The sequence below is a fragment of the Burkholderia stagnalis genome (assembly GCF_039848545.1).
In the GTDB taxonomy this organism is placed as follows: domain Bacteria; phylum Pseudomonadota; class Gammaproteobacteria; order Burkholderiales; family Burkholderiaceae; genus Burkholderia; species Burkholderia stagnalis.
In genome coordinates, this window is record NZ_CP156686.1 from 1,149,427 (window position 1) to 1,162,751 (window position 13,325).

The 13,325-nt window shown below is 71.7% G+C and carries 9 protein-coding genes; 7 read left to right on the forward strand and 2 right to left on the reverse strand.

Features of this window, described 5'->3' with window-relative positions; translation table 11 throughout:
• Nucleotides 1–17: 17 nt before the first annotated feature.
• A complete protein-coding gene (gene tagH, locus ABFO07_RS21915) occupies nt 18–1,394 on the reverse strand; it encodes a type VI secretion system-associated FHA domain protein TagH (RefSeq protein ID WP_059805292.1) in 1,377 nt (458 codons plus the stop codon).
• 50 nt (nt 1,395–1,444) lie between these two features.
• Nucleotides 1,445–1,831, reverse strand: coding sequence for a TssQ family T6SS-associated lipoprotein (locus tag ABFO07_RS21920; protein ID WP_060028632.1), 387 nt, complete (start codon nt 1,829–1,831; stop codon nt 1,445–1,447).
• Between the two features lie 599 nt (nt 1,832–2,430).
• Here ABFO07_RS21920 and tssJ point away from each other — a divergent pair.
• Genes tssJ through tssA form a run of 7 tightly spaced genes read left to right on the forward strand, consistent with a single transcriptional unit; the run spans nt 2,431 to nt 13,286 of the window.
• Nucleotides 2,431–2,949, forward strand: a complete 519-nt coding sequence (gene tssJ, locus ABFO07_RS21925) for a type VI secretion system lipoprotein TssJ (RefSeq protein ID WP_059564041.1) — start codon at nt 2,431–2,433, stop codon at nt 2,947–2,949.
• The gene (tssK, locus tag ABFO07_RS21930) at nt 2,946–4,316 is read left to right on the forward strand and encodes a type VI secretion system baseplate subunit TssK (protein ID WP_059805301.1); all 1,371 of its coding nucleotides are present in this window, start codon (nt 2,946–2,948) and stop codon (nt 4,314–4,316) included. Before tssJ ends, tssK begins: the two co-directional genes overlap by 4 nt.
• 15 nt (nt 4,317–4,331) lie before the next feature.
• Nucleotides 4,332–5,663 (forward strand): DotU family type VI secretion system protein, encoded by a 1,332-nt coding sequence (locus ABFO07_RS21935; protein WP_059805305.1) that lies wholly within the window; start codon nt 4,332–4,334, stop codon nt 5,661–5,663.
• Complete coding sequence (tssM, locus tag ABFO07_RS21940) at nt 5,660–9,292, forward strand: type VI secretion system membrane subunit TssM (protein WP_347469561.1); 3,633 nt, start codon at nt 5,660–5,662, stop codon at nt 9,290–9,292. The genes ABFO07_RS21935 and tssM overlap by 4 nt, the downstream gene beginning before the upstream one ends.
• The gene (gene tagF / locus ABFO07_RS21945; RefSeq protein ID WP_430733077.1) at nt 9,274–9,996 is read left to right on the forward strand and encodes a type VI secretion system-associated protein TagF; all 723 of its coding nucleotides are present in this window, start codon (nt 9,274–9,276) and stop codon (nt 9,994–9,996) included. Before tssM ends, tagF begins: the two co-directional genes overlap by 19 nt.
• A 40-nt stretch (nt 9,997–10,036) precedes the next feature.
• Nucleotides 10,037–12,202, forward strand: a complete 2,166-nt coding sequence (locus ABFO07_RS21950) for a serine/threonine protein kinase (RefSeq protein WP_347469562.1) — start codon at nt 10,037–10,039, stop codon at nt 12,200–12,202.
• Complete coding sequence (gene tssA / locus ABFO07_RS21955; RefSeq protein WP_155632979.1) at nt 12,189–13,286, forward strand: type VI secretion system protein TssA; 1,098 nt, start codon at nt 12,189–12,191, stop codon at nt 13,284–13,286. The genes ABFO07_RS21950 and tssA overlap by 14 nt, the downstream gene beginning before the upstream one ends.
• Nucleotides 13,287–13,325 lie beyond the last annotated feature (39 nt).

A 13,325-nucleotide genomic window follows, 5' to 3' on the forward strand; every position in this document is an offset into this window, starting at 1 on the left:
ATGCGCCGCGCGGCCGCTCAATGCCGGCTGCGCCCGCGATAACTTTCCACTTCCGCGTCGTAGGCGGCGAGGAACGCCTTGCCGAACACCGATGCGAAATCGTCTTCGATCGCGAACACCGTGTCGCGATGCGTCGCCGCGTAGCGATCCCACAGCCGCGCCTTGTACAGCACCGGCACGCGCTTCGCGTACCACGGCGGCGCGTCGTCGCGTTCGCGCAGGCGCTGCGGCGAGAAGCGCGTGAGCAGGTCCATCAGCGCGGCGCGCATGCCGGCGACCATGCCGATCTGGTGCGCGTGCAGATCCTGGAACGCATCGCTCACCGCGCTCTGCGGCGACATGAAGCCCGGCAGCGGCAGCCCGAACATCTGCCGCAACACCGCGCCGCCGTCCGGCAGCAGTTTCAGCGGATTGTTCTCGCGGTCGAGCAGCATCGTCATGTGCGCCTTCACCTCGCGCTTCAGGATGCTGCGCGACGACAGCAGTTCCACCGTGCCGTTCGCGAACAGCGCGAGCAACTGGCCGGCGATGAATAGCTGCTCGGCCGACCATTCGTGCGGTTCGGCGGCGGCGTCGAGTCCCGCGCCTTCGAAGAATGCACGCAACAGTTCATCGGGCGCCGCGGATTGCGGCGCGTGCGCGGCGGGTGGCGCATCCGCCGTGCGCGATGCGTCGTCGTCTGGGCGCGTCGATGCCGGTTGCACGCGCATGTGCTGCGTCCATTCGGGCGCGTGGTCGGCCTGCGTGACGTGCGCGAAGGCGGGCGGGGCCGAATCGCGTGCGGTGTCGTGGCCGGCGTCGGCCGGCGAGGGCGCGTCGCTCGACGGTTGCGCGAACAGGTCGAGCGGATCGGTCGACAGGTGATGCAGGTCGTGCGGCGCGGGCACGTGTTGCGGCGCGTTGGCGCGGCCCGCGGGCCGTTCGGCGCCGGCAGCAGCGCGCGTGCCACGCGGCGCGGCATCGCCAGGCGCCTTGCCGCGCGCGAAGCGGTCCTGCAGCAGGCCCCACAGGCGGTTGCCCGCACCTTTCGGGTCGGCGTGCGGCCCGGCCGGCATGTCGACGGTCGGCCGCGCGGCCGCCTCGCGTTCCGCGCGCAGCACGTACGGGCCGATCCGGACGATGTCGCCGTCCCGCAACGGCCGTTCCTGCGCATACCCGATCGGTTCGCGGTTCACCTCGATGGTCGATACGCTGCTCAGGTTCTTCAGCAGGCACGCATCGTCGCCGACCTGCAGCAGCGCCTGCAGGCGCGAAACCTGCCGGGAGTCGTCGCGCAGCACGAGGTGATTGTCGCTGTCGCGGCCGATGGTGCCGCCCGGCGGGTGAAACACCACGGCGTCGAAATGGCCGTTGCCGACCGGTTCGCCGGCATGTTCGATCACGATCAATTGCATGTCATGCGTCGCTCGATTTGGATGGTGCGTTCGCTGGGAAACCGGTTCGTTCAGGATGACGATGCATGCTTGCGGCGCGCGGCCTCGAACGCGGGCCCCCAGATCGGATGCCCCTTCTCGGCGGGGGACAGGTCGAAACGCGGATTGAGCGCGAGGATCTTCACGAACTCGGCGCGGCAGGTCGCGACCCGGTTCGTCACGCAGTAGCTGAACGCGAGCAGCTTGTGCGCGGCGACCTGCGTGTCGGTGTCGGCGCCGTCGATGTCGTGCGCGCGGTTGAGGATCGCGATCGTGCGCGCGTAGTCGCCGATATCGTAGGCCGTGCGCGCGCTGTCGAGCGTGGCGCGCGCGGCCGACTGGGCCGGGGGCGTGCCGCAGCCGCCCAGCCCCAGCAACAGGACGCCGAGGAAAACAACCAGCGACGATCTGCCTTTCATGCTCGATTGGACGAATTCGGTTGAATGGGATGCGTGACGTGCGGTGCTGTTGGATTCTAGTGCCAATAATCCGACGATCTTCGCTTGTTACGTTTCGTTTCAACTTGAAACAATTAATTATCGATGTATGGCGGGCCGCGCCCGGAATGCGCTTGTGAATCCGGAAAATCGACCTATAGTTCGGTGTGCTTTTGGGTTTCGTCAGTTGTTTTGCAGCGCTCATTCCGGTGCGTAAAAGCGGGCCGTTTACTCCGGCGGCATGAACAGCTTGGCACGTCACCCGCGTCGCATGCTGCCGCCGGCGTCAAGGCTGGCGGGCGGCGGTTTGCGTCCGTCCGTTCGGACGACGGGATGGCGCGCGCCCTGGCGAAATTCAATCGGCATTCATTGAATCATTGGCTGTTTACCCAATTCAATCGATCGGTAAATGACGCGTGATTCGACCCGGCTTTTTGGCGAATAAATTGCCGGATGAAAAATAAATGAAAGGAGTGGTTGGTTACATCATTACCGAATGAATAATCGTCCCTGATTCAACGGCCGATCCGGATTCCGCTTTCGGGAAACCGGGGAGAGCGTTTGCGCTGCGAGGATCGACTATGCGACGGCGGTACGGTGGCTTCATCGTGCTGGGATGCGTGCTGCTGCTCCCGGGCTGCGGCGCGACGGAGCGTGCCGCCGCGGTGCCGTATGCGATCACGGTCGACGTCGCGCCGGACGTCAACCCGGACCTGAACCGCAAGCCGTCGCCGATCGTGCTGAAGGTGTTCCAGCTCAAGTCCGCCGCGGCATTCGAGAGCGCCGACTTCTTCTCGCTGCAGGACAAGCCGGAGAGCGTGCTCGGCGCGGACCTGCTCGGCGTCGACCGGATCATCCTGCGGCCCGGCGATGCGCGCACGCTGCACTATCGCGGCCACGTCGACGCGGGCGCGCTCGGCGTCGTCGCCGAATACCGCGTGCTCGAGAAGAACCGCTGGCGGCTCACGGTGCCGCTGCCGCGTGCGAAGCAGCTCAATGTCTACAAGTTCTGGCAGACGTCGCCGGGCGAGCTGAAACTGTCGATTGCGGTGCGCAACGGCGGCCTCGGGCTCGACGGCGATGCGCGGGGGCGCCCATGAACGAACCGTCGTTGTCCGCGACGCCCGTCGCGGCCCTGCGTCAGCGCGTGGTGTGGACCGAAGGCATGTTCCTGCGGCCGCAGCATTTCCAGCAGCTCGAACGGCATTGGGAACAGTACGTCGCGCTGCGCTGCCTGCCGCTGCAAGGGTGCTGGTGGGGATTCGACGCGCTGGCGCTCGACCGCGAACTGCTCGCGCTCGGCAAGGTCGCGCTGCGCGCCGCGTCGGGCGTGATGCGCGACGGCACGCCGTTCGAGCTGTCGCATCCGGATGCATTGCCGGTGCCGTTCGACGTGCCCGCCGACGCTAAGGACGCGCTCGTCGTGCTCGCGCTGCCGCACTGGCGCGGCGGCGCGGAGGAGGTGTCGTTCGGCGGCGACGGCGACGCGGACGTCGCGCGCTACGTCGTGCGCGAACACGAGATCGCCGACGCCAACGCGGTCGCGCTCGGCCCCGCGCTGCTGCAGACCGGCCGCCTCAACGTGCGGCTGATGCTCGACGCGGAACTGACGGGCGACTGGCACGCGCTCGGCGTCGCGCGGATCGTCGAGCGACGCACCGACGGGCGGTTGCTCGTCGATGACGGCTATATCCCGCCGCGGCTCGTCGCGCAGCGCGATCCGGTGCTGCTGCGGCACGCGCGCGAGCTGCACGGGCTGCTCGTGCAGCGCAGCGAGGCGCTCGCGGCGCGCCTGTCGGAGCCGGGGCGCGGCGGCGTGTCGGAGGTCGCGGATTTCCTGCTGCTGCAACTCGTCAACCGCTACCTGGCGCTCACCTGGCATGCGCAGCAGGACGTCGCCACGCACCCGGAGGCGCTGTTCCGCGACTGGCTGAAGCTCGCGTGCGACCTGAGCACGTTCACCGCGGCGGGCCGGCGCCCGCAGGCGCTCGCGATATATCGGCACGACGACCTGCGCGCGAGTTTCGGCGAACTGATGGCCGAGCTGCGCCGCTCGCTGTCGACGGTGCTCGAACAGAACGCGATCCAGATCGAGCTGCGCGACGCCGGCAATGGGATGCGGGTCGCGACGCTCGCCGATCCGTCGCTGCGCGACACGGCGGGCTTCGTGCTCGCGGTGCGCGCCGACGTGCCGGCCGACAGCCTGCGCCAGCGGTTCCCCGCGCAGGCGAAGCTCGGGCCGGTCGAACGCATCCGCGATCTCGTGCAACTGCAACTGCCGGGCATCGCGCTGCGCCAGTTGCCGGTCGCGCCACGGCAGATTCCGTATCACGCGGGCCACGCGTACTTCGAGATCGACAAGGGCGGCGAGCTGTGGAAGCAGCTCGCGCGCTCCGGCGGTCTCGCGCTGCATCTGGCCGGCGAATTCCCGGGACTCTCGATGGAGTTCTGGGCGATCCGCGGATAGCGGCGGGCGCGCGCGATGAATACCTCTCCCGATTCGATTTCCGGCGGCGCGGGCGGCTTCGTGCCGCCGAACCCCGGCGGCATGCACGCGGCGGCCACGGCGGGCGCGGCCGGGCCCGCCACGACCCAGCCGCAGCCGCGGCCCGGCCGCTGGGCGGCGAGCGGCTCGAACCCGCTCGTCGCCGCCGCGAACCCGCTGCTCAACCTCGTGCCGCAGATCCGCTCGACCGTCCATCACCCGAACCCGGCGTGGCTGCGCGAGCATCTGGTCGTCGAGATCCGCCAGTTCGAGGCGCGCGCGCAGGAGGCGGGCGTCGCGTCCGAGGCGATCATCGGCGCGCGCTACTGCCTGTGCACGGCGCTCGACGAGGCCGCCGCGCTCACGCCATGGGGCGGCAGCGTGTGGTCGTCGCACAGCCTGCTCGTGTCGTTCCACAACGAGACCTGGGGCGGCGAGAAGTTCTTCCATCTGCTCGAGCGGCTGTCGCAGCAGCCGCGCCAGCACCTCGACCTGCTGGAGCTGCTGTACTTCTGCCTCGCGCTCGGCTTCGAAGGCCGCTATCGCGTGCTCGACAACGGCCATGCGCAGCTCGACGCGCTGCGGCGCCAGCTCGCGCAGACGATCCGCTCGGTGCGCGGCGAATTCGATGCGGCGCTGTCGCCGCACTGGCGCGACGTCGTCACGCGCGACGTCACGCGGCGCTTCACGGTGCCGCTGTGGGTGTGCGCGGCGCTCGCGCTGCTGGTCGGCTTCGGCGTGTTCGCGGGCCTGCGGATCGCGCTCGCCGGGCATTCCGACCGGCTGTTCGCGTCGATCGACGCGCTGCACCTGCCGAAGCTGCAGCCCGCGCAACCGGCGCCGCGCCCCGCGCCCGCGCCGCGCATCGCGAAGTTCCTCGAGCCGGAGATCGCGGCGGGGCTCGTGTCGGTGCGCGACGACGCGGACCGCAGCGTGATCGTGCTGCGCGGCGACGGCCTGTTCCAGTCGGGCTCGACGTCGGTGATCGACCGCTACGCGCCGGTGCTGGCGCGCGTCGCGGACGCGCTGAACAAGGTGCCCGGCAACGTCCGCGTGAGCGGCTTCACCGACGACACGCCGGTGCACACGGCCCGCTTCGCGTCGAACTGGGACCTGTCGCGCGAGCGCGCGGAAGCGGTGCGCGGCCTGCTCGCGGCGCGGCTCGACCGCCCGGAGCGGCTCGCGGCGGAGGGGCGCGGCACGCTCGATCCGGTCGCGCCGAACGATACGCCCGCGAACCGCGCGCGCAACCGCCGCGTCGAGATCACGCTGATGCCCGCGCCCGGCGGCGACGCCGCGGCGGCCGCGCAGGAGGTTCGCCGACCATGAACCAGGCCGTGATGCGCTTCGTCCGCCCGTTGCCGTCCCGCGAGATCTGGACCTTCGCGGGGCTGGCCGTGCTCGCCTGCTTCGTGTGGCTCGCGGGGCCGCTGGTCGCGTTCGCCGAGTTCCGCCCGCTCGAAAGCGGCTGGGCGCGCGCGCTGACGATCGTCGCGCTGTTCGCCGCCTGGGGCGCGCGCGTCGCGTGGCGCGGCTGGCGGGCCGGCCGGCTGAACGCGCAACTGCTGAACCAGTTGCGCGAAGCCGCGCCGCGCACGGCCGCCGGGCCCGACGATGCGGCGAAGGCGCAGCTCGACGAATTGCGCAGCCGCTTCGACGAGGCCGCGACGCTGCTGAAGAAGGTCCGCTTCGGCCAGGCCGACGGCGTGCGCAAGGGGCTGTCGCGCTGGCTCGAGCGGCTGTCGCGGCAGTACCTGTACCAGTTGCCGTGGTACGTGTTCATCGGCGCGCCGGGCTCGGGCAAGACGACGGCGCTCGTCAATTCGGGGCTCAGCTTCCCGCTCGCCGAGCAGTTCGGCCGCGCGGCGATCCGTGGCGTGGGCGGCACGCGGCATTGCGACTGGTGGTTCACGAACGACGCGGTGCTGATCGACACCGCCGGCCGCTACACGACGCACGAAGGCAATCGCGCGCTCGACGAGGCGGAGTGGAAAGGCTTCGTCGACCTGCTGAAGAAATACCGCGCGCGCCAGCCGCTGAACGGCGCGATGCTGACGATCAGCGTCGCGGACCTGCTCGGCGCGTCGGAGGCCGAGCGCACGCAGCATGCGATGGTGCTGCGCAAGCGCCTGCTCGAATTGCGTGCGCAGCTCGGCATCCGTTTTCCGGTGTACCTGCTCGTCACCAAGGCCGATCTTCTCGCTGGATTCGCCGAGTATTTCGGCGGCTTCGGCCGCGCGGAGTGCGCGCAGGTGTGGGGCTTCACGTTCCCGCTCGCGCAGAGCGAGGCGTCCGGTTTCGACCTGCGCGCGGCGTTCGACCGCGAGTATGCGCTGCTGCACCGGCGGCTGAACGACGCGCTGCCCGAGCTGCTCGCGTCGCAGACGGACGCGCGCCAGCGCGAGATGAGCTATCTGCTGCCGCAGCAGATCGCCGACCTGCAGGACCTGCTCGGCCAGTTCGTCGCCGAGGTGTTCTCGGTGTCAAGCTTCGAGCCGATGCCGATGCTGCGCGGCGTGTACCTGACGAGCGGCACGCAGGAAGGCACCGCGTTCGACCGCGTGATGAGCGGCATCAAGCGCTTCCTGAAGATCGAGGGCGTGCCGCCGGCCGCGCAGACGGGCGCGACCGGCCGCAGCTTCTTCCTGAAATCGCTGCTGCAGGATCACATCTTCCGCGAGGCGGCGCTCGCGGGCAGCAACCTGCGCTGGCATCAGCGGCGGCGCGTGCTGCAGATCGGCGGCTACGCGGCGCTCGCGTTCCTGTGCATCGCGATGTTGGTCGCCTGGCTGAAGAGCTATTCGAACAACCGCGCGTATCTCGACCAGGTCGCGGCGCGCGTGCCGGCCGTCGACGCGCAGATCGGCGGTGCGACGTTCGCGGGCGCCGCCGACGTCGCGCGGCTGCTGCCGGTGCTCGATGCGCTCGGCGGCCTCGCGAACGCGGGCGGCGTCGATCTCGCGCACCCGCCGCTCGCGTATCGGTGGGGCCTGTTCCAGGGCGAGAAGATCGACGAGGCGGTGGACGCCGTCTACCGGCGCGCGCTCGACGACGTGCTGCTGCCGATCGCCGCGCGCCGGATGGAAGCGGCGCTGCGCGACGCGCGGCCCGAGGACAGCGAATACGCGTATGCGGCGCTGAAGGCATACCTGATGCTGTACGACAGCGCGCATTACGATCCCGCGTTCGTGCAGGCCGTCGTCGACCTGGAGATGGAACGCGCGCTGCCGGCCGATTTCTCGGCGGCCCAGCGCACGGCGCTGCGCGCGCATCTCGCCGCGCTGTTCGGCAGCCGCGTCGTGGTGTCGCCGTTCGCGATGAACGAACGGCTCGTCGCCGACGTGCGCGAGCGGCTGCGGCAGGCGCCGTTCTCGCAGCGGCTGTACCGGCAGCTCGCGCGCACGCTGCGCGCGGACGCCGCGTCGTACGACTTCAGCGTCGCGCGCGCGGTCGGCCCGGACGCGTCGCTCGTGTTCCGGCGCCAGAGCGGCAAGCCGCTCGCGGAAGGCGTGCCGGGCCTCTACACGCGCAACGGCTATCGCAACGTGTTCGCGCCGCGCGTCGCGGGCGCGGTCGACGCGTACGGCCGCGAGGAGGTGTGGGTGCTGAACCTCGGCGCGTCGGAGATCCCGGGCGCGAGCGAGGCGGCCGCGTGGGCGCGCGACATCCGCCAGCTCTATCTGAACGATTACCTGAAGACCTGGGACGACTATCTCGCCGACCTCCGGCTGCAGCGCACCGCGACGCTCGCGCAGAGCATCCAGGTGGCGCGCGCGCTGTCGTCGGCCGATTCGCCGCTGACCCGGCTGATGGTCGCGCTCGCGCGCGACACCGCGCTCGGCGATGCGCCGGGCGGCGCGCGCAACCTCGCGTCGCGCGCGCAGGACAAGGTCGACGCGGCGCGCAGCTCGCTCGCGCAGATCTTCGCGGGCCAGCCGGGCGGCGAAGCCGGCGCGGCTGCTGCTGCGCCCGCGAGCCCCGAGCAGGTCGTCGACGGCCATTTCGCCGCACTGCGCGCGTTCGCGCCGGGCAGCGGCGACCAGGCCGCGTCGTTCGACGCGGTGCTGAAGGCGATCGACGCGCTGTACACGTACCTGATGGCGACCGACGACGCATTGCGCAGCGGCGCGCAGCCGCCGCCGTCCGATGCGCCGGCCCGGCTGCGCGCGCAGGCCGGGCGGTTGCCGACGCCGTTCCGGGAAGTGCTCGACGAGCTGTCGAACGTCGCGAACGGCAGCGTCGCGACCGTCGAGCAGCGCAACGTCACGCTGCGGGCCGGCACGAACGTCGGCGACTTCTGCCGGCAGGCGATCGACGGCCGCTATCCGTTCGCGCGCGGCGCGTCGCGCGACGTCGCGCCGGCGGACTTCGCGCAGCTGTTCGCGCCGGGCGGCCTGATGGACGACTTCTTCCAGAAGAACCTGCAGCCGATCGTCGACACGACGGCGCATCCGTGGCGCTTCGCGAACCGCAACGCGGACGCGGATGCGACGGCGGCCGCGATGCTCGCGTCGTTCGAGAAGGCCGCGGTGATCCGCGACGCGTATTTCCCGGGCGGCGCGCGCGCCGCGCAGCTCAGGGTGATGATCCAGCCGCTCGAAATGGATCCGTCGATCTCCGAGATGGTGCTCGACGTCGACGGCCAGGTCGTCCGCTATGCGCACGGGCCGCTCGTGCCGAGCGCGGTGCAGTGGCCGGGCCCGCGCGGCAGCAACCAGGTGCGCTTGCAGACCGCCGGGCAGGCGGGCGCGGCGGACGGCTTCACGACCGACGGGCCGTGGGCGCTGCATCGGCTGTTCGATCGCGCGGGCGTGTCGGCCGGGCGCGGCGCCGAGCAGATGGTCGCGCGCTTTTCGGTGGACGGCAAACCGATCGTGCTGCTGGTGAGCACCGGCAGTGTCCGCAACCCGTTCAGGCTCGCCCAGATGGAGTCCTTCGCATGCCCTCCGAAGCCATGAGCACGCAGCCGGCGCACACGCTCGGCGGCGAACCGCCGGCCTGGTACGGAAAGATTCCGGGCGCGGGCGATTTCGTCAGTCGCCGCTTGCCGCACTCGCTCGCCGGCTGGTGGGAGCGCTGGCTGCAGCAGGGGATGGCCGCGATGCGCCAGCGCGGCGCGGACGAGATCGCGCGCTACTACACGGTCGCGCCGGTGTGGAATTTCCTGATCCCGGCGGGCGCCGGCGCGGCGTGCGTGCAGCCCGGCTGCGTCGCGCCGAGCTGCGACCGCGTGGGACGCTATTACCCGGTGCTCGTCACGCTGCCGATGCACGCGGCCGATTACTGGAGCGGGCTGCCGGACGCCGCCGACGCGTTCTACTGGCAGATCGGCAGCGCGCTGCTCGATGCGATCCGGCATGCGCGCGCGCCGCTCGATCTGGAGGCCGCGCTCGCGCAGGTGCGGCTCGTGCCGGGCGACGCCGGGCTGGACGATGTGCCGGCGCAGGTGTCGCAGGTGTCGCAGGTGTCGCAGGCGTCGCTGCCGCCGTCGGAGCAACCGGCCGCGCCCGCGTGGCCGGGGCTGTCCGGGTATTTCGATCCGCACGGCGCGACGAGCTTCTGGTGGACCAACCGCGCGGACGGGTCGCCGCTGCGCACGCACGCGCACACCGGCGCGCCGGACGGCCCGCTGTTTCTGCGGCTGTTCGGCGGCGGCGTGTAGCGGCGGCGGTGCGCGGCATCGAGAGGTGGACGAGGTGGACATGAAGGACGCATTTTCGAGAGACGGCGAGCAGGACGCGGCGAGCCGCGGCGACGCGACCGACATCGCGGTGCGGCCGCTGCCGCTCGGGCATCGGCTCGGCGAATTGCAGCTCGACGAGGTGCTCGGGATCGGCGGTTTCGGGATCGTCTATCGCGCGTTCGACCGCACGCTGCGGCGCGCGGTGGCGATCAAGGAATACATGCCGTCGATGCTCGCGACGCGCGGCGGCGACTACACGGTGTCGCTGCGCTCGGAGCGTTTCGCGCCGGCGTTCGACGCGGGCCGCGGCGCGTTCCTGAACGAGGCGCGGCTGCTCGCGCAGTTCGATCATCCGGGGCTCGTCAAGGTCCTGCATTTCTGGGAGAGCCACGGCACCGCGTACATGGTGATGCCGTTCTACGAAGGGCGCACGCTGAAGCAACTGCTCGACGGCGGCGTGCAGATGAGCGAGACGCAGTTGCGCAACGTGGTCGCCGCGCTGCTCGGCGCGCTCGACACGCTGCATCGCGCGCAGTGCTTCCATCGCGACGTCGCGCTGGACAACGTGCTGATCCGCCCGGACGGCAACGCGATCCTGCTCGACTTCGGCGCCGCGCGAAAGCGGATCGGCGACCTCGTCGACGACGGCGCGATGATGATCAAGCGCGGCTATGCGCCGATCGAGCAGTACACCGACGACCCCGCGTTCAGCCAGGGGCCGTGGACCGACCTCTACGCGCTCGGCGCGGTGATGCACGCGATGATCACCGGCGAGCTGCCGCCGGCCGCGGTCGTGCGCAGCATCAAGGACACGTACCGGCCGCTCGCCGCGCGCGAGCGGCCGGTGCGCGACCTGTACAGCCCCGGGTTGCTGGCGGCGGTCGATCATGCGTTGCAGCTCAGGATCGCCGACCGGCCGGAATCGGTCGCCGCGTTTGCGGCGGAGCTGGGGTTGAGCGGGTTCGGTCAGGTGGGGTACGGGCCGGAGGCCGGGGCGCGGGAGGATGGCGGCGCGCAGGCGCGGCGTCAGGGGAACGAAGGCGGCGGGGAGGGGAAGCGCGCGGGCGATGGCAAGGCGGAAGGTGCTTCGGTTGACGCGGGGGCTTCGTCAGGAACGTCGCCTGCGGCTTCGACGCAGGCTCGGCCCGCGCACGATGAACACAGCGCGTCCGATTCGTCTCGCGCGGAGCCTGCGCCGTTGCGGCAATCGGCGACCCAGACGCCGGGCGTGCCGCCGACTGCCGACGCGCCGAACCCATCCGCGAAACCGGCCCGCGACGAGACGTCGACCCCGACTCCGACTCCGACTCCGACGGACGGCTCGGCCCGACCGGCCGCCGGCCGCACATGGCCCGCCGCCGCGAGCCCGCCGTGGCGTGGTGGCCACCGCACCGGCGTGTACGTCGGCGGCGCGCTTGCCGCGCTGGCGGCGATCGGCATCGGCGCGGCCTATCTGATGCAGCCGGCCCGCAACGCGGGCGAATCGGCGTCGGGTGCGGGCGTGCCGCAGGCCGCCGCGCCGGCGCCCGAACCTGGCGGCGGCTCCGGGGTCGCGGTCGCCCAGCGCGGCCCGACGCCGATCGTCGTGCCGCCCGCGAGCATGCCGGCCGCCGCGCCGGCGCAGGTGGTCGCGACGACCGCCGCGAGCGAACCCGCCGCGCCGTCTGCCCCGCAGCAGATCGCGAAGAATACGGCAGACGCGCCAGCCACCCCGCAGCAGATCGCGAAGAACACGGCAGAGGCGCCGTCCGCCCCGCAGCAGACCGCGAAGAACACGGCAGGCGCGTCGCCGGCCGCGCCCGGTTCGAGCATCGCGCCGGCCGGGAGCCTCGATGCATCGGAAAGGGTGGTCGCGGTTCCGCCTTCGGGGGCTGGCTCGTCCCCCGACGCCGCCGTCGCCACTGCGGGCAATTCCGCCAACGCCTTCGCCACCGCCGCTACCGCACCCGAGCAACGCCCGCCCGATACGCCGGAACCCGTCGCCGTGCGTTTCCACGTGCGGCCGTGGGGCGACGTGTACGTGAGCGGCGTGCGGCGCGGCGCGAGCCCGCCGCTGCGCACGGTGTCGCTGGCGCCCGGCACGTACCAGATCGAGATCCGCAACGGCACGCTGCCGCCGTTGCGGCGCACCGTGAAGATCGACCCCGGCAGCAAGCCGATCAGCATCGACTATGCGTTCGAATGACCTCGGCGCGCCGGCACCTGCCGCCGCCTCCACCACCGAAGCGCGCGCGCCGACGCCGCGCGCGGAGCTGATCGACCGCCTGCTCGACGGCGTCGCGCCGGACGCGCCGTGCGGCGCGAATCTCGAGTACGAGCCGGATTTCCTGCAACTGCGCGAACACGCGACGCCGCGCCCGGAGCAGCAGTACGGCGACACGGTGATTCCGGCCGAGGCGCCGGACTGGCGCGCGGTCGAGCGGCTGGCGCTCGCGCTGTCCGGCCGCACGAAGGACCTGCGCGTCGCCGCGTACCTGACGCGCAGCTGGACCGAGCTGCACGGGATTCCCGGCTACGCGGACGGGCTCGCGGTGGTCGCGGGCCTGCTCGGCCGCTGGTGGGACGACGTGCACCCGCGCCTCGACGCGGACGGCGAACCGGACCCGACGCCGCGCTGCAACGCGCTGGCCGAGGTGGCCGGCGCGCACGACTGCGCGCGCGCGGCGCGCCGCCAGCCGCTGTTCGACGGCGGCCCGAGCGTGCGCGACGCCGAACGCATGCTCGACGGCCACGACGACGGCGGCGAGCGCCAGCCGGGCGACCGCGAGCGCCTGCTCGACGCGCTCCTGGACGTGCGCGGCGACGGGCCGCCGCCGTTGCAGCCGGCGCGCGCCGCGCTGGCCGCGCTCGCATCGATTCGCGCACAGGTGAGCGAGAAGCTCGGCGGCGAATGGGCGCCCGATGCGAGCGATGTCGAGAAGGCGCTGCACCGGATCGTGCAGCGCGCGCCGCCGCCGCGCGACACGGCGGCGCCCGCCGAAACCGGTGCGGACGGCGCAGCGCCGGGGCAAGCGGAGCCGTCACCGCCAGCTGCGCCTGCCGACGGCCGCGCGTGGCGCGACGCCGAAGTAACGAGCCGCGACGACGTGCGCATCGGCCTCGACAAGATCTGCCGCTATTTCGAGCTGCACGAGCCGAGCCATCCCGCGCCGCTGCTGCTGCGGCGCGCGCAGCGGCTGCTCGCGCTCGACTTCTACGAAATCATCCGGGATCTCGCTCCGGAAAGCCTGCCGAAGCTGGACTTGCTGAGCGGCCAGCGGAGCGAATGACACGCGGCCGTGCGGGCGGCACCGAACGGCGCAACTTGA

What these genes read in the sequence shown, in the direction of transcription:
- ABFO07_RS21935 (WP_059805305.1), top strand. Translation starts at nt 4,332, where the DNA reads ATGAATACCTCTCCCGATTCGATTTCCGGCGGCGCGGGCGGCTTCGTG.
- ABFO07_RS21920 (WP_060028632.1), bottom strand. Translation starts at nt 1,831, where the DNA reads ATGAAAGGCAGATCGTCGCTGGTTGTTTTCCTCGGCGTCCTGTTGCTG.
- tssM (WP_347469561.1), top strand. Translation starts at nt 5,660, where the DNA reads ATGAACCAGGCCGTGATGCGCTTCGTCCGCCCGTTGCCGTCCCGCGAG.
- tagF (WP_430733077.1), top strand. Translation starts at nt 9,274, where the DNA reads ATGCCCTCCGAAGCCATGAGCACGCAGCCGGCGCACACGCTCGGCGGC.
- tssJ (WP_059564041.1), top strand. Translation starts at nt 2,431, where the DNA reads ATGCGACGGCGGTACGGTGGCTTCATCGTGCTGGGATGCGTGCTGCTG.
- tagH (WP_059805292.1), bottom strand. Translation starts at nt 1,394, where the DNA reads ATGCAATTGATCGTGATCGAACATGCCGGCGAACCGGTCGGCAACGGC.
- tssA (WP_155632979.1), top strand. Translation starts at nt 12,189, where the DNA reads ATGCGTTCGAATGACCTCGGCGCGCCGGCACCTGCCGCCGCCTCCACC.
- ABFO07_RS21950 (WP_347469562.1), top strand. Translation starts at nt 10,037, where the DNA reads ATGAAGGACGCATTTTCGAGAGACGGCGAGCAGGACGCGGCGAGCCGC.
- tssK (WP_059805301.1), top strand. Translation starts at nt 2,946, where the DNA reads ATGAACGAACCGTCGTTGTCCGCGACGCCCGTCGCGGCCCTGCGTCAG.